This is a genomic window from Pseudomonas sp. Os17 (assembly GCF_001547895.1).
In the GTDB taxonomy this organism is placed as follows: Bacteria; Pseudomonadota; Gammaproteobacteria; order Pseudomonadales; family Pseudomonadaceae; genus Aquipseudomonas.
The window spans coordinates 6,521,121-6,536,959 of sequence record NZ_AP014627.1 but is presented as its reverse complement, the minus strand read 5'-3'; the positions used below and the strand labels follow the sequence as shown (position 1 = coordinate 6,536,959).

Sequence of the window (15,839 nt, the reverse complement as noted above, 5' to 3'; positions counted from 1 at the left end):
CTCGGAGGCTGTCAGGTAGCGCGGGGCAACTTGGGCCCAACTATTGAAGAGGACCTCCACTTGCCTATTTCTTTATTTCGCAAAGCCATGCTGGTCGCCGCCAGCCTGACGCTGGTGGCTGGCGTCCAGGCTGCACCGTCCGTGCATATTTATAACTGGTCCGACTACATTGGGAAAAACACCCTGGCCGAGTTTGAAAAGGCCACGGGCATCAAGCCGGTGTATGACGTTTTCGATTCCAACGAAACCCTGGAAGGCAAGTTGCTGGCCGGTCGTACCGGTTATGACGTGGTGGTGCCGTCCAACCACTTCCTGGGCAAGCAGATCAAGGCCGGCGCGTTCCAGAAGCTCGACAAGAGCTTGCTGCCGAACTACTCGAATCTCGATCCGGCGCTGCTCAAGCGCCTGGAAATGAACGACCCGGGCAACCAGTACGCAGTGCCGTACCTGTGGGGCACCAACGGCATCGGCTACAACGTCGACAAGGTCAAGGCCGTGCTGGGCGTGGACAAGATCGACTCCTGGAGCGTGCTGTTCGAGCCGGAGAACATCAAGAAGCTCAACAGCTGCGGCGTGGCCTTCCTCGACTCCGCCGATGAAATGCTGCCCACGGTCCTCAACTACCTGGGCCTGGATGCCAACAGCACCAACCCCCAGGACTACAAGAAGGCCGAGGCCAAGCTGCTGGCGGTGCGTCCCTACGTGACCTACTTCCATTCGTCCAAGTACATCTCGGACCTGGCCAACGGCAATATCTGCGTGGCCATCGGCTTTTCCGGCGATGTGTTCCAGGCCAAGGCCCGGGCCGCCGACGCCGGTAAGGGCGTGAACATCGCCTACACCATTCCGAAGGAAGGCGGTGCCCTGTGGTTCGACATGCTGGCGATCCCCAAGGACTCGACCAACGTCAAGGAGGCTCACGCCTTCATCAACTATTTGCTGCAACCTGAGGTGATTGCCCAGGTCAGTGACTACGTCGGTTATGCCAACCCCAACCCCGGGTCGGACAAGCTGATGGAGCAGTCCATTCGCACCGACGAAGCGGTTTATCCACCGCAAGCCGTACTCGACAAGACCTACGTGTCCATCGAGTTGCCACCCAATATCCAACGCTTGATGACCCGCAGCTGGACCAAGGTCAAGACGGGTAAATAGTTCCACAGGCTCAAACTATCCAAGGTCCGCCCGCATGGGGCGGGCTGCAAATTTTGTTGGGAGTTTCGCAAATGGCAGTTGCCTCCGGCGCCTATAAGAAAGCCCTCGAGGGCGACCAGACACCTAAGCAGGTGCTGGTCAAAATCGACCGGGTCACGAAGAAGTTCGACGAGACGGTTGCCGTGGACGATGTGTCCCTGGAAATCAAGAAGGGCGAGATCTTCGCCCTGCTCGGCGGTTCGGGTTCGGGCAAGTCCACCTTGCTGCGGATGCTGGCCGGTTTCGAACGGCCAACGGAGGGGCGAATCTTCCTCGATGGCGTGGACATCACCGACATGCCGCCTTACGAGCGGCCGATCAACATGATGTTCCAGTCCTACGCGTTGTTCCCGCACATGACCGTGGCCCAGAACATCGCCTTCGGCCTCAAGCAGGACAAGATCCCGCCGGCGGAAATCGACGCACGGGTGGCAGAAATGCTCAAGCTGGTGCAGATGAGCCAGTACGCCAAGCGCAAGCCGCACCAGCTGTCCGGTGGTCAGCGCCAGCGCGTGGCCCTGGCCCGTTCCCTGGCCAAGCGTCCCAAGCTGCTCTTGCTGGACGAACCCATGGGCGCCCTGGACAAGAAACTGCGTTCGCAGATGCAGCTGGAGCTGGTGGAAATCATCGAGCGCGTCGGCGTGACCTGCGTGATGGTGACCCACGACCAGGAAGAGGCCATGACCATGGCCGAGCGCATCGCCATCATGCACCTGGGCTGGATCGCTCAGATCGGCAGCCCGATCGACATCTACGAGACCCCGGTCAGCCGCCTGGTCTGCGAATTCATCGGCAACGTCAACATCTTCGAGGGTGAAGTGGTGGACGATGCCGAGGGTCACGCGCTGATCACCTGCAAGGACCTGGATCGCAACATCTACGTCGGCCACGGCATCAGCACCTCGGTGCAGGACAAGTCGGTGACCTACGCGATTCGTCCGGAGAAGCTGCTGGTCACCGCCGAAATGCCGACCTGCGAATACAACTGGTCCAGCGGCAAGGTGCATGACATCGCCTACCTGGGCGGGCATTCGGTGTTCTACGTCGAGCTGCCGAGCGGCAAGCTGGTGCAATCCTTCGTCGCCAACGCCGAGCGCCGTGGCGCGCGGCCTACCTGGGGTGACCAAGTCTACGTCTGGTGGGAAGACGACAGCGGCGTGGTACTGCGCTCATGAACATGCGAAAGCTCAAGCGCCGACTCAATCGAATAATTCCCGGTGGCCGTCAGATGGTCATCGGGGTTCCGTTCATCTGGCTGTTCCTGTTCTTCATGCTGCCGTTCTTCATCGTCCTGAAGATCAGCTTCGCCGAAGCGGACGTGGCCATTCCGCCGTACACCGAGATCTACAGCTACGTCGACCAGAAGCTGCAGGTGCTGCTCAACCTGGGCAACTACGCCATGCTGGGGGACGACGAGCTGTACATCGCCGCCTACCTCGGCTCGCTGAAGATGGCGTTCTTCAGCACCATCCTCTGCCTGCTGATCGGCTACCCGATGGCCTATGCCATTGCCAGTGCCCGCAAAGAGCTGCAGACCGTGCTGGTGCTGCTGATCATGATGCCGACCTGGACCGCGATCCTGATCCGCGTCTATGCCTGGATGGGCATCCTCAGCAACAACGGCCTGCTCAACGGCTTCCTGCTGTCCATGGGCTGGATCAACGAGCCGCTGCAGATCCTCAACACCAACATCGCGGTGTACATCGGCGTGGTCTATTCCTACCTGCCGTTCATGATCCTGCCGCTGTACGCCAACCTGGTGAAGCACGACACCAGCCTGCTGGAGGCCGCCGCCGACCTGGGCTCGAGTACCTTCAACAGCTTCTGGAAGATCACCGTGCCGCTGTCCAAGAACGGCATCATCGCCGGCTGCATGCTGGTGTTCATCCCGGTGGTGGGCGAGTTCGTGATTCCGGAACTCCTGGGCGGCCCGGAAACCCTGATGATCGGCAAGGTGCTGTGGCAAGAGTTCTTCAACAACCGTGACTGGCCGGTGGCGTCCGCCCTGGCGGTGGTGATGCTGGCGATCCTGATTGTGCCGATCATCCTGTTCAACCGCAGTCAGGCCAAGGAAATGGAGGGCAAGGAATGAAGCGCTTCAGTTTCTCCAGCCTGATGCTGGTGTTGGGCCTGTTGTTCATCTACCTGCCGATGCTGATCCTGGTGATCTACTCGTTCAACGCCTCGAAACTGGTGACCGTTTGGGGCGGCTGGTCGATCAACTGGTACGTCGGCCTGCTGGATAACACCCAGCTGATGGGCTCGGTGGTGCGTTCCCTGGAGATCGCCTGCTACACCGCGGTGGCGGCGGTGGCCCTGGGCACCCTGGCGGCGTTCGTGCTGACCCGGATCACCCACTTCAAGGGGCGCACCCTGTTCGGTGGCCTGGTGACCGCGCCGCTGGTGATGCCCGAGGTGATCACCGGTCTGTCGCTGTTGCTGCTGTTCGTGGCCATGGCCCAGGCTGTGGGCTGGCCGCAGGAGCGCGGCATCGTCACCATCTGGATCGCCCACACCACGTTCTGCGCGGCCTATGTGGCGGTGGTGGTGTCGGCTCGCCTGCGTGAACTGGACCTGTCCATCGAAGAGGCAGCCATGGACCTGGGCGCGCGGCCGTGGAAGGTGTTCTTCCTGATCACCATCCCGATGATCGCGCCCTCGCTGGCGGCCGGCGGCATGATGTCCTTTGCCCTGTCCCTGGATGACCTGGTGCTGGCCAGCTTCGTTTCCGGCCCGGGTTCCACCACCTTGCCGATGGAAGTGTTCTCGGCGGTGCGCCTGGGGGTCAAGCCGGAGATCAACGCCGTGGCCAGCCTGATCCTGCTGGCGGTGTCCCTGGTGACCTTCCTGGTCTGGTTCTTCAGCCGTCGCGCCGAAGAATCCCGCAAGCGCGCGATCCAGCAGGCCATCGAAGAAAGCGCCGCCGACTCGTGGAAGCAGCCGGACGTGCGTCGGGCCCAAGCGCCGGAAGCGGTCTGACCTCAGGTTCGCAACACCTCAGGTTCGCAATAAAAAAAACCTCGCCCCGTAACCGGGAGCGAGGTTTTTTATTGCCTCATGCCGCCTGTTTCGCCGTAGGAGCCGGCTTGCCGGCGAAAGCGTTCGCGAGATGCACGCCAGGCTTGCAAGCCTCTTCGCTGGCAAGCCAGCTCCTACGGGGCGGGGTGCTCAGGGGCGGCGCGCCGGCAGCAGCTTCAGGGTGCTGCGGGTATTGGCGGTGACTTCCTCGTCGCTGAAGTGCGCCTGTTGGTAGACGCCTTCGATATAGGCCTCGGCCTGGTCGTCGTAGTGCTTGTCGAACAGCACGCCGCTCTGGCCCACCGGGTTGATGGTCAGGCTGTGGGCCGGGTCGGCGAAGTCGATGATGCGTCGGGTCGAGGGACCGTAGACCACCGACCAGGGCGCCGGCCCGATCTTGGCGGTGAGGTTGTTCGGCACCTCATGGCTGCCGGGAGCGTCCAGGGGGCCGACGTTGAATACCCGGTCCAGAGGCTTCTGCATCCCCAGGGGATGGCCGTGGGTCAGGGTGTGGGCGCTGCCCCAGCGCCACTGTGCCGGGTTGGCGCCGAGGGTCAGCCGCAGGTGGTCGATGCTGGCGCGCCAGGCCACCCTGACCGTGTCGGCCCGGCTTTCGCGCTGTGGCGTGGTGCGGTTGTCCCACCAGGGCGAGTCGGGATCGGCCGCCAGCCGGGGCAGGGCGGCATCCACCACCCGGGCCTGGATCAGCGCGTCGAAGTAGGCGTCACCGAGTTTTTCATGGAAGGTGGCGTTGGCCAGCTCGAACAGGAACTGGTTGAACAGGGTGGCGCTGGTGGAGTCCAGCGGGTAGTCGCCCTGCCACTTGGCCAGTTGCTCCACCAGCTTCTGTTCCTCGGGGTCGCCGACCACGTCCCGCAGCACGGGCAGCAGCGGTGCCAGCAGGCGCGGCCCGTAGGCGGTGGTCGTGCCCAGTTGCAGCTTCTGGGTGTTTTCCAGGTCCCATTTCACGCTCTTGTCGCTGAGCTGGCGATCCAGTTGCTGGCCGCGGTCGGCGAGGTTGTAGTAGCCGGGAATCTCCATGCCGGTAGGGGAAACCGGTTGGAAATTGGCCGAGACAATGTAGCCCCGGGCCGGATTCTCTTCCTGAGGGTTGGCACTGAAGGGATAGAAGCCTTCCTTGTCGGCCATGACCGTGCTGCCGTCGAGCATGAACGCCGGCTTGGCCCCGGCCGGGCGTTTGGGCAGCAGCGCCGCCGCCCACCAGCCGATATCGCCCTTGGCGTTGGCCCAGATGATGTTGAGGCCGGGGGCATGGACCTTGGCCGCCGCAGCGCGGACCTTGGCCAGGGTGTCGGCGCGGTTGAGCTGGTAGAAACCGTCGAGGATCGGGTTCGGGGTTTCCAGGAAACCCCACCACATGGCCACCGGGGCCTTGCCCACGGTGGTGCCGAGCATGTCGTTGATGATCGGTCCGTGGGGCGAGCGGCGCAGGGTCAGGGTGACCGGGGCCTGGCCCTTGACCGCAATCTGCTGCTCGCTGCTGATCAGGTCGACCCACTGGTCACGAAACCAGACCTGATTGGCGTTCTGCGGGTTGACCTTCTCGGCGATCAGGTCGAGATCGTCGTTCTGGAACATGGTCAGGCTCCAGCCGAAATCCAGGTTGTGGCCCAGGAAGGCGAAGGGCACCAGGGCCTGATGATGGCCATAGAGCTCGAAGCCCGGCGCCGACAGCTGCGCCTCGTACCACACCGACGGCAGGGAATAGCGGATGTGCGGGTCGCCGGCCAGCAGGGGGCGGCCGCTTTTGGTCCGTGTGCCGGCCACGGCCCAGGCGTTGCTGCCTTCGAATTGCGGCAGTCCGGCGTCGCTCAGGGCATCCTGGCTCAGGCGCGAGATCCGGCCCAGGTCCTGCCAGTCGACCGCGGCCAGGGGCAGCGCCGGTTGCGGCTTGCCCTTGGCCAGCACGCCCTTGGGCTGCCAGTCGAGGTCGAAGACTTTCAGGTAATCGTTGCCCAGCTGATCGCGGATGTAGGTCAAGAGCGGTTCGGTGCGAAAGGCCATGGCGAAGCTGTAGGCCATGAAGCCGGCGACGCTGACCGTGTCCTCGGCGGTGAACGGCCGCTTGTGGATGCCCAGGGCATCGAACTCCATGGGGCTGGCGTGGCTGTCCTGATACTGGTTGATGCCGTCCAGATAGGCTTCCAGGGCCTTCCACGCCGGAGACTGGCGGTCGAGGCCGGCCACGTAGCTGTCGGCGCGCTCGCGGATGCGCAGGCTGCGGAACAGCTTGTCGGTGTCCAGCAGCTTGGGGCCGAGGACTTCTGCCAGCTCGCCCCGGGACAGGCGGCGCAGCATTTCCATCTGGAACAGCCGGTCCTGGGCGTGGACGTAACCCAGGGCGCGATACAGGTCGGCTTCGTTTTCCGCACGGATGTGCGGGACCCCGCGCTCGTCGTAGCGCACGGTCACCGAGCCCTGCAGGCCACGGATTTCCACCTGGCCCTGACGCGTCGGCTGCTTGCTGTACAGATAACCGGCGGCACCCGCCAGCAGGGCGAGGATCAGAACGGCGACCAGAGTCAGGCTGCGTTTCATGCGGGCTCCTTGCTGTTGTTGTCAGTGCCGCCTTGAGAGCTGCAGAGATTTAGCACAAGTCTTGGGCCTCGGGCAGGAGGCGGTCCTTGAATAGTCGCGAATGCCCTAGTGGGTGCTGGCCGGCCAGGGACAATAGCAGCCTACCGCCAGGGTATGGGTGGCATTGATCTGGCGATCGCTGGCCAAGGCCTGGAGGATGGGCTCGATGAAGCTGTTGCTGGAATTGCAGGTCAGGCCTTCGCTGTAGGGCCCGAAGTAGGCCAGCTTGCCGTTGCGATCCCAGATCGCCACCGCCGGACTGGCGGGGATCTGTTCGGCGCCGGGCAGGTGGTCGAGGGACTTCAGGGCGCTCAGGGTCGCGGGCAACTGGCCGTGACTGCCGGGTTTCTGCACCGAATAGAACTCCACGCCTTGCGAGCCGTAGGTGGCGATCAGCTCGGCCAGGTGCTGCTGGTTGCCGACGTTGCAGGGGCAGGCCGGATCCCAGAAGTGCACCAGGCGAATGGCGCCAGGGCCGGCCAGTTCGGCGGGCAGTTGCAGCGGGTCGCCGGAAAATACCGCGGTGTGTTCACTGAACGCCCGCAGATAGCGCCCCTGGAACCAGTCGTAGGCGCTCCACAGCACAACGGCGCACATCAGGACGAGCAGGCTGGCAAGCAGGGGCGTGCGGTAAGACTGGCGCATTAAGATCGGTCCTCGAAGGTCGCGTAGCTTGCCATGCTTGTCGCGACAGATGAATATCGCAGGCCCAGAAAGCCCGTTTTGTCTCAATGCCCTCCGTTTTGGAAAACCCCATGTCCGTGAACTTCGACCCCGACCATCTGCGTGCCAGCCTGCAACCCCTGGTGGCCGGGCAGCCCTTGTCGGCCGAGGCTCAGGCCTATCAACGCTTCTACGGGCTGGACTTTGCCGGACGGGCGCTGGTGCCCCGCAGTCGCCTGGGCCGTATCCAGGTGGACGACTACGAGGTGGTCTGCCAGGTCTGGTGGCCGGAGCAGCCGCGGGCGACGCTGTTTCTGTTCCACGGCTTCTACGATCACATGGGCTTGTACCGGCATGTGATCGAATGGGCGCTGCAGCGCCGCTTCGTGGTGATCTCCTGCGATCTGCCAGGGCATGGCCTGTCCAGCGGCGAGCGCGCCAGCATCGATGATTTCGCGGTGTATCAGCGGGTGCTGCAAGGCCTGTTCGGCGAGGCCCGTGCCCTGGACCTGCCCCAGCCCTGGCACCTGTTCGGGCAAAGTACCGGCGGCGCCATCATCATGGATCACCTGCTCAACCAGGGCGCCGAGAGTCCGGCCCAGGGGCGGGTTGTGCTGCTCTCGCCCCTGGTGCGGCCGCGGGCCTGGGGCTGGTCGATGCTCAGCTACTACGTGCTGCGGCCCTTCGTCACTGGCATTGCCCGACGCTTCAGCGAGAACTCCAATGACCCGGATTTCCTTGCCTTCCTCCAGGCCGACCCCTTGCAACCGCAGCGCTTGCCAACGGCCTGGGTGGGGGCGCTGTCGCGCTGGATCAAGCGCCTGGAAGCGGCGCCACACAGCTCCAGGCAGCCGCTGATCGTCCAGGGCGACGCGGACATGACCGTGGACTGGCAGCACAACCTGCAGGTGATACGCGGCAAGTTCGCCGCGCCCGAAATCCTCATGCTGGCGCAAGCCCGGCACCACCTGGCCAATGAAATTGCGCCATACCGCGACCAGTATTTCGCCTTTCTTGACCGGTATTTCTGAGTCGCCGCGGCGACCGCCCGCGAGCGTTGCGTGCAGCAGCAATCTGCTGCGCGGCCCTGGGCAGTCGCTACGAGGGTACTTTGCGTGCCGGGCTCAGGGGGCGAGGCTGGAGGTGCTCTGGCCGACGGCCAGGCCGGCGCGAATCGCTGCCAGGGCCGCTTGATAGTAGGCCTTGCCTTCGCTGGATTCGGCGAAGGTGGCGAACTCTTCGAGTTCGGTGTCGGACAGATCCCGATAGACGTAGAGCAAGGTGTTGTTCAGGTCGTTGCCGATCTGCTGCATCAATCGCTGGCGCTGGCCATTGAGCATGCCCTGGGCCTGGCCGCCTCCCAGCAGTCCGGGAATCATCTGGCTCAGGCTGTCGGCGGCGACTCCGGCAATCGCCAGGCTGACTTCCGCCCCGGCTTCCTTGGCCGGCAGGGCCTGGGCCAGGTGGCCGATGATCAACTGGCGGGTGTCGCTGGCCTGCATCTTGGGCAGGCCCTGGGCGTTCTTGGCCAACTGGTCGCGACGGGTGGCCAGCAGTTCGGCGGCAACGATCTTGCGTCCCAAGGGCGATTGGAAGAAGGCCAGGGCCGGTGCGGGATCGGCCAGGTGCTGGCGCAGTTGGGCTTCGGCACGGCGGTCCACGGCCTGGGGCGCAAAGCGCTGATTGCTGTTGTCCACCAGGGCCTGGTAGACCGCTGGCGGCAAGCTGTTCTGGTAGCGCTGCTGGGCGGCGCTGAGGGCATCGTTGAAATGCGCGCGCTGTTCCGGCCAACCGGCGACCTTGTACAACTGGTCGTGGCTGTCTGCCCAGGCAGGCAAGGCGCAGAACATCAACAGTGAGAAAAGCAAACGGCGCATAAGGACTCCTGTCAGCAGGCGACTATTCTCCGGGGCAAGGCGATGGTTGTCGAGAATTCGTATCAGGATCGCCAGCTAAAGTCATGAGTGGAAAGTGCATTGGAAAAAAATGCTCGATCCTCCGCTCTGCGGCTCTGTCAGATTTATCTGATGCTGGATACTATGCGCGCCATGCAAATACCCTCTGATCATCCGCTGTTGTTGAACATTGTCGACGACCTGGCCACCCGTGGCTGGTCGCAGCAAAATGTCTTTCTGTCCGAGGATCTGACCCTCGAACTGGCGGCTGAGTGCCGTAAACGTGCACTCGAAGGTGAACTGGCGCCTGCGGCGGTGGGGCGTGGCCCGGCCCAGGAAATACGCGAAGCGATTCGCGGTGACCATATCCAGTGGCTCGAGCCCGGTCAGGCCGAGGCCAGCGATACCTATCTGGGGTTGATGGACAGCCTGCGCGAGGCCCTCAATCGCGGCCTGTTCCTGGGGCTGGAGGACTTCGAGTGTCACTTCGCGATGTACCCGCCAGGGGCTTTCTACAAACGCCATGTGGACCGTTTTCGCGACGATGACCGGCGCATGGTGTCGGCGGTGATCTACCTCAATGAACAGTGGCTGCCCGAGCATGGCGGGCAATTGCGCATGTACCTCAATGACCAGGGGCAATACGACGTGGTCCCCGTCGGGGGCCGGCTGGTGGTGTTTCTTTCCGGCGAGGTGCCCCATGAAGTCCTGCCCGCGACCCGGGAACGCCTGTCCCTGACCGGTTGGTTCCGGCGTCGTGGCAACGAGCCGTTCTGAACATGCACAAGATCCTGGTCAGCCGCTGCCTGTTGGGCCACCGCGTACGCTACGACGGCGGCGCCAGCGGCCCGTTCGATCAACTGGCCGCCTGGCTGCAAGAGGGGCGGGTGGTTGCGCTCTGTCCGGAAGTGGCCGGTGGCTTGCCGACGCCACGGGCGGCGGCGGAAATTCCCGGTGGTCAGGGCGGCGATGTGCTTGCAGGGCGGGCACCGGTGATGACCACGGAAGGCGAAGATGTCAGCGCCCAGTTCCTCTCGGGGGCACGTCAGGCGCTGGAGCTGGTGGAACAGCACGGGATTCGCGTTGCCGTGCTCAAGGCCAACAGCCCATCCTGCGGCAACCTGCTGACCTACGACGGCACCTTCAGTGGGGTCAAGGTCTCGGGAGAGGGCGTCACCGCGGCGTTGCTCAAGCAGCACGGCGTGCACGTCTTCAGTGAGTTTCAACTGTCCGAAGCCGCCAGCGCCCTCGCCGCATTGTCCTTGTAGCCGCTGCCGAGCCCCGGCGAGGCTGCGAAAAGGCTCGCAGAGCCTTGCCTGGCGGTCTCTCGCCGACCTCTAGCGGCCAAATCCCTGCGTCCCTTCGGGCCGTTCGCAGCCTGCGGCAGCGGATACAGGTCAATCCGGCAGGTTGTGTCGTTTACTGCCCGGCGTCGCTCTTGGGCGGTTTGCTGGCATCCATGCCGAACCATTTTTCCGACAGGGCCATCAGCCGACCATCGGCCTTGATCCGCTGCAGGGCGCTGTCCAGGCTGGCCTGGAACGCCGGGTTACCTTTCTGGAACGGAATTGCCAGGCTCAGGGTCGGCCCCACCTTGGCCCCTTCCTTCACCGGCAGGCGGCTGTCGCGAATGGCGTAGGGAATCAACAGGCGATCGCTGATGGCGGCGTCGATCTGTTTGTCCGCCACGTCCTTGATCGGCTGCTGGGCATCGGCGTAGCTGCGCAGGTTGATCCCTTCCACGGTGCGCGCCTGGTCGACGAACTGGCTGCCCTGAGCCACGCCCAGGGCCTGGCCGCGCAGGGCCTGCAGGGAAAACAGCGGGCGCTGCTCTTCCTTGCGCACGATCAATTGGGCGCTGGAGTAGCTGTAGGGTTCGCTGAAATCGAAACGATCCTTGAGTTCCGGGGTCACTGCTATGTGGTTGATGGCCACGTCGAAGCGGCCGCTTTCCACACCGGGCAGCAGTTCGGCGGCAGCCGTCACCACGAAGTCCGGGCGCACATCCAGTTCACTGGCCAGCAACTGTCCCAGCTCCACCTCGAAACCGGTGAGTTTGCCGTCATCCTTGAAGTTGAAGGGTGGCGCATTGGCTTCCAGGGCGATGCGCAGTTCCCCGCGGTCATTGATGTCGTCCATCAGTTCGGCTTGAGCGTAAGTGCTCACAAGGGGCAGCAAAAGTATCAGGCCAGGCAGGAAACGCATGGTCACTCCTTGAATTTATATGAGCGATGCGCCGTTCAGGCTCGCTTTGCTAAGGTGTTGAGTGCCTTCGACAACGAATCGCCACGAAGTTGTCATAACCGTAAAAGAATTGCGGAAAAACTGGAGAAGATAATGAAAATTTTTATGTCTCGTGCGGCCCTGGCCGGGCTGTTGCTTGGTGCCTCGATGCTGGCCGGCGCAGCGGAAATACCGCGGACTGCAGCCCCCGCCGGCGCCAAGGTGTTTATCGTTTCTCCCGCTGACGGGGCCGTTGTGGACAAGACCTTTACCGTCAAGTTCGGCGTTGAGGGCATCGCCCTGGCCCCAGCCGGCGATCAAACCGCCAACACCGGCCACCATCACCTGTTGATCGACGTCGACCAGCTGCCGGCGGAAAACCTGCCGATCCCGATGGACGCCAACCACCTGCACTTCGGCAAGGCCCAGACCGAAACCGAAGTGACCCTGACTCCCGGCAAGCACACCCTGCAACTGGAGCTGGGAGACAAGAACCACGTGCCGTTCGACCCGGTCATCGTCTCCAAGAAAATCACAGTGACAGTGAAATAATCGTAAATGCCGCGCAAAAAAAGGGAGCCTTGAAAGGCTCCCTTTTTTGTCCGGCTGGCTGCGAGTCAGAGCGTGCTCTGGCTTGCAGCTTGAAACTTGCCGCTTGAAGCTGCTCTTAGAACAGCACGCGGCAACGGATGGTGCCGTTGATGTGCTGCAGCTTCTCTTGCGCCAGGTCCGAGTACTCGGCGTCGACGTCGATCACCACGTAGCCGACCTTTTCGTTGGTCTGCAGGAACTGACCGGAGATGTTGATGCCGTTTTCGGCGAAGACCTTGTTGATCTCGCTCATCACGCCCGGGATGTTCTCGTGGATGTGCAGCAGACGGTGCTTGCCAGGGTGGGCCGGCAGCGCCACTTCCGGGAAGTTGACCGAGGACACCGAGGTGCCGTTGTCGCTGTACTTGACCAGCTTCTCTGCCACTTCCAGACCGATGTTGGCCTGGGCTTCAGCGGTGGAACCGCCGATGTGCGGAGTCAGGATCACGTTGTCCAGGCCGCGCAGCGGGCTCTCGAACTCTTCGTCGTTGGAACGCGGCTCGACCGGGAAGACGTCGATGGCCGCGCCGATCAGGTGCTTGTCCTTGATCGCGTCCGCCAGGGCGTCCAGCTCGACCACGGTGCCGCGAGCGGCGTTGATCAGGATGCCGCCCTTCTTGATGGCGCGAATTTCCTTCTCGCCGATCATCCACTGGGTGGCCGGGGTTTCCGGTACGTGCAGAGTGACGATGTCGGACATGCCCAGCAGTTCGTGCAGGTTGCCCACTTGGGTCGCGTTGCCCAGCGGCAGCTTGGTCACGGTGTCGTAGAAGAACACCTGCATCCCCAGGCCTTCAGCCAGGACCGACAGTTGGGTACCAATGGAGCCGTAACCGACGATACCCAGCTTCTTGCCGCGGATTTCGAAGGAGTTGGCCGCGCTCTTGATCCAGCCGCCACGGTGGCAGGAAGCGTTTTTCTCGGGGATGCCGCGCAGCAGCAGGATGGCCTCGGCCAGCACCAGCTCGGCGACCGAACGGGTGTTGGAGTAAGGCGCGTTGAACACCGCAATGCCGCGCTCGCGAGCGGCAGACAGGTCAACCTGGTTGGTGCCGATGCAGAAGCAGCCCACAGCGACCAGTTTCTTCGCGTGGTCGAAGATCTCTTCGGTCAGTTGAGTGCGGGAGCGAATGCCGATGAAGTGTGCATCGGCGATCTTTTCCTTGAGCTGGGCTTCCGGCAGAGAACCGGTGAGGTACTCGATGCTGGTGTAGCCGGCGGCCTTGAGGACGTCGACAGCGGATTGGTGGACGCCTTCGAGGAGAAGGAACTTGATCTTGCTCTTATCGAGAGAAGTCTTGCTCATCTGCGTAAACCTGTGTCCCGGAGAAAAATGGCAGGGAAATGGACAGCTTGAGCTGACCTGGACGGCATGCAACCGCCACCGCGGGAAGGCCCTTGGGCACTCTCCTGCGGGGGCGGTATGCTAGCATACGCGCCCCGCTAAACACTCATTCCTGCGACGTGAAGCGTTCTCAGGATGACCATGAATTGTTCGAGAGTTCTGTCGATGACCAATCCTGCCCTGATTGATGAACTGAAGACCCTGGTTGAGCCTGGCAAGGTGCTGACCGACGCTGACTCCCTGGAAGCTTACGGCAAGGATTGGACCAAGCATTTCGCCCCGGCCCCCACGGCCATCGTGTTTCCCAAGACCATCGAGCAGGTTCAGGCCATCGTGCGCTGGGCCAATCAGCACCGGGTGGCCCTGGTGCCTTCCGGCGGACGTACCGGCCTGTCGGCCGCCGCCGTGGCAGCCAATGGCGAAGTGGTGGTGTCTTTCGACTACATGAACCAGATTCTCGACCTGAACCTGACGGATCGCACGGCGGTGTGCCAGCCGGGTGTGGTCACCGAGCAGTTGCAGAACCTGGCGGAAGAAAACGGCCTCTACTACCCGGTGGATTTCGCTTCCGCAGGTTCCAGCCAGATTGGCGGCAACATCGGCACCAATGCCGGTGGAATCAAGGTCATTCGCTACGGCATGACCCGCAACTGGGTGGCCGGCATGAAAGTGGTGACCGGCAAGGGCGACCTGCTGGAACTGAACAAGGACCTGATCAAGAACGCCACCGGCTACGACCTGCGCCAGCTGTTCATCGGTGCGGAAGGCACGCTGGGGTTCGTGGTCGAGGCCACCATGCGCCTGGATCGGGCGCCGAAGAACCTCACCGCGATGGTGCTCGGCACCGCCGACTTCGATTCCATCATGCCGGTGCTGCACGCCTTCCAGAGCAAGCTTGATCTGACCGCCTTCGAGTTCTTCTCCGACAAGGCCCTGGCCAAGGTCCTGGCCCGTGGCGACGTGCCGGCGCCATTCGAATCCGAATGCCCGTTCTACGCGCTGCTGGAATTCGAGGCCACCACCGAGGAGGTGGCCAACCACGCCCTGGAAACCTTCGAGCACTGTGTCGAGCAGGGCTGGGTCCTGGACGGGGTGATGAGCCAGAGCGAAACCCAGCTGCACAACCTGTGGAAGCTGCGCGAGTACATCTCCGAAACCATCTCCCACTGGACACCCTACAAGAACGACATCTCGGTCACCGTGTCGAAAGTCCCGGCCTTCCTCCAGGAAATCGACGCCATCGTCGGCAAACACTACCCGGATTTCGAAATCGTCTGGTTCGGCCACATCGGCGACGGCAACCTGCACCTGAACATCCTCAAGCCGGACAACCTGAGCAAGGACGAGTTCTTTGCCAAGTGCGCCACGGTCAACAAGTGGGTGTTCGAAACCGTCGAGAAGTACAACGGTTCGATTTCCGCCGAACACGGCGTGGGCATGACCAAGCGTGACTACCTGACCTACAGCCGCTCGCCGGTGGAGATCGAGTACATGAAGGCGGTCAAGGCGGTGTTCGATCCCAACGGCATCATGAACCCGGGCAAGATCTTCGCCGTTTGAGCGCAAGCGGCACCCTGATGAAGCACACAAGCAGGAGTCGGTAATGAGCTATCAGCACCAGTATGTCGACGGTACCCGGATTCATTTTCCGGTAGGCAAGTTGGTATGCATCGGCCGCAACTACGCCGAGCACGCCAAGGAGTTGGACAACCCGGTTCCTACCGAACCCCTGCTGTTTATTAAGCCGGGCAGTTGTGTGGTGCCGCTGGAAGGGGGGTTCGCCATTCCCACCGAGCGTGGCTCGGTGCACTACGAGGCGGAGATCGCGGTGTTGATCGGCAAGCCGCTGTCCACCCAGCCCAGCCGCGAAGAGGTGCTGGACGCCATCTCCGGTTTCGCCCCGGCGCTGGACCTGACCCTGCGGGACAAGCAGGCCGAGCTGAAGGCCAAGGGCCTGCCGTGGGAGATCTCCAAGTGCTTCGATGGGGCGGCGGTCCTCGCGCCCTTCGTGGTAAGCAGCAGCTTTGCCGACCTGACCGACATCGGCATCCGCCTGACCATCAACGGCGAAGTGCGTCAGGACGGTAACAGCAGCGTCATGCTCAATCCCATCGTGCCAATGATTCAGCACATGGCCGGTTGCTTCTCCCTGCAGGCCGGCGACGTCATTCTCACCGGCACACCGGTGGGGGTTGGTCCACTGAATGTCGGTGATGAGCTGGTGCTGGAGCTGCCGGGCGTCAGCCGTTTCACCAGCAGCGTCCGTTGATCTGAAGCGCTCTGCGCTGTCCCTAATCCAGGGCGCGGCGCAG

At 62.9% G+C, this 15,839-nt stretch carries 15 protein-coding genes; 10 read left to right on the top strand and 5 right to left on the bottom strand.

Translation table 11 applies throughout. The annotated features are described in order from the left end of the window. Positions 1-60 precede the first annotated feature (60 nt). From POS17_RS29010 to POS17_RS28995, 4 genes are all read left to right on the top strand, one after another. Entirely contained in the window at positions 61-1,155 is a 1,095-nt protein-coding gene (locus POS17_RS29010; RefSeq protein WP_060841605.1) for a polyamine ABC transporter substrate-binding protein, read from the top strand. 71 nt (positions 1,156-1,226) lie between these two features. Beyond that, the gene (locus POS17_RS29005; RefSeq protein ID WP_060841604.1) at positions 1,227-2,369 is read left to right on the top strand and encodes an ABC transporter ATP-binding protein; all 1,143 of its coding nucleotides are present in this window, start codon (positions 1,227-1,229) and stop codon (positions 2,367-2,369) included. Positions 2,370-2,404: 35 nt separating this feature from the next. Further along, the gene (locus POS17_RS29000; RefSeq protein ID WP_173655965.1) at positions 2,405-3,286 is read left to right on the top strand and encodes an ABC transporter permease subunit; all 882 of its coding nucleotides are present in this window, start codon (positions 2,405-2,407) and stop codon (positions 3,284-3,286) included. Next, the gene (locus tag POS17_RS28995) at positions 3,283-4,173 is read left to right on the top strand and encodes an ABC transporter permease subunit (RefSeq protein WP_060841603.1); all 891 of its coding nucleotides are present in this window, start codon (positions 3,283-3,285) and stop codon (positions 4,171-4,173) included. Before POS17_RS29000 ends, POS17_RS28995 begins: the two co-directional genes overlap by 4 nt. Before the next feature lie 189 nt (positions 4,174-4,362). Here the strand turns inward: POS17_RS28995 and POS17_RS28990 are convergent, their stop codons facing one another. Beyond that, on the bottom strand, positions 4,363-6,771 hold the full coding sequence (locus POS17_RS28990; protein ID WP_060841602.1) for a penicillin acylase family protein: 2,409 nt from the start codon (positions 6,769-6,771) through the stop codon (positions 4,363-4,365). A 105-nt stretch (positions 6,772-6,876) separates the two neighbouring features. Further along, positions 6,877-7,455 carry a DUF6436 domain-containing protein gene (locus POS17_RS28985; RefSeq protein ID WP_060841601.1) on the bottom strand — a complete coding sequence of 193 codons (579 nt, stop codon included), beginning with the start codon at positions 7,453-7,455 and terminating at the stop codon, positions 6,877-6,879. A gap of 110 nt (positions 7,456-7,565) precedes the next feature. Here POS17_RS28985 and POS17_RS28980 point away from each other — a divergent pair, with 110 nt between their 5' ends. Further along, positions 7,566-8,504, top strand: coding sequence for an alpha/beta hydrolase (locus POS17_RS28980; protein WP_060841600.1), 939 nt, complete (start codon positions 7,566-7,568; stop codon positions 8,502-8,504). A 93-nt stretch (positions 8,505-8,597) separates the two neighbouring features. Here POS17_RS28980 and POS17_RS28975 read toward each other — a convergent pair whose 3' ends face one another. Continuing rightward, a complete protein-coding gene (locus tag POS17_RS28975; protein ID WP_016963463.1) occupies positions 8,598-9,350 on the bottom strand; it encodes a DUF2059 domain-containing protein in 753 nt (250 codons plus the stop codon). 162 nt (positions 9,351-9,512) lie between these two features. Between POS17_RS28975 and POS17_RS28970 the strand changes: the two genes are divergently transcribed. Together POS17_RS28970 and POS17_RS28965 are read left to right on the top strand one after the other, a co-directional pair. Continuing rightward, a complete protein-coding gene (locus tag POS17_RS28970; RefSeq protein WP_060841599.1) occupies positions 9,513-10,145 on the top strand; it encodes a 2OG-Fe(II) oxygenase in 633 nt (210 codons plus the stop codon). 2 nt (positions 10,146-10,147) lie between these two features. Next, positions 10,148-10,636, top strand: a complete 489-nt coding sequence (locus POS17_RS28965; protein WP_060841598.1) for a DUF523 domain-containing protein — start codon at positions 10,148-10,150, stop codon at positions 10,634-10,636. Between the two features lie 151 nt (positions 10,637-10,787). Here POS17_RS28965 and POS17_RS28960 read toward each other — a convergent pair whose 3' ends face one another. Beyond that, on the bottom strand, positions 10,788-11,573 hold the full coding sequence (locus tag POS17_RS28960) for a transporter substrate-binding domain-containing protein (RefSeq protein WP_060841597.1): 786 nt from the start codon (positions 11,571-11,573) through the stop codon (positions 10,788-10,790). Positions 11,574-11,705: 132 nt separating this feature from the next. On the opposite strand from POS17_RS28960, the gene POS17_RS28955 reads away from it, so the two are divergent. Beyond that, complete coding sequence (locus POS17_RS28955; protein WP_060841596.1) at positions 11,706-12,143, top strand: DUF4399 domain-containing protein; 438 nt, start codon at positions 11,706-11,708, stop codon at positions 12,141-12,143. Between the two features lie 115 nt (positions 12,144-12,258). Here the strand turns inward: POS17_RS28955 and serA are convergent, their stop codons facing one another. Then, the gene (gene serA / locus POS17_RS28950) at positions 12,259-13,488 is read right to left on the bottom strand and encodes a phosphoglycerate dehydrogenase (protein ID WP_016963474.1); all 1,230 of its coding nucleotides are present in this window, start codon (positions 13,486-13,488) and stop codon (positions 12,259-12,261) included. Between the two features lie 204 nt (positions 13,489-13,692). Between serA and POS17_RS28945 the strand changes: the two genes are divergently transcribed. Both POS17_RS28945 and POS17_RS28940 read left to right on the top strand, forming a co-directional pair. Beyond that, positions 13,693-15,087 (top strand): FAD-binding oxidoreductase, encoded by a 1,395-nt coding sequence (locus POS17_RS28945; RefSeq protein ID WP_060841595.1) that lies wholly within the window; start codon positions 13,693-13,695, stop codon positions 15,085-15,087. Between the two features lie 43 nt (positions 15,088-15,130). Continuing rightward, positions 15,131-15,796 (top strand): fumarylacetoacetate hydrolase family protein, encoded by a 666-nt coding sequence (locus tag POS17_RS28940; RefSeq protein WP_060841594.1) that lies wholly within the window; start codon positions 15,131-15,133, stop codon positions 15,794-15,796. Positions 15,797-15,839: the final 43 nt, after the last annotated feature.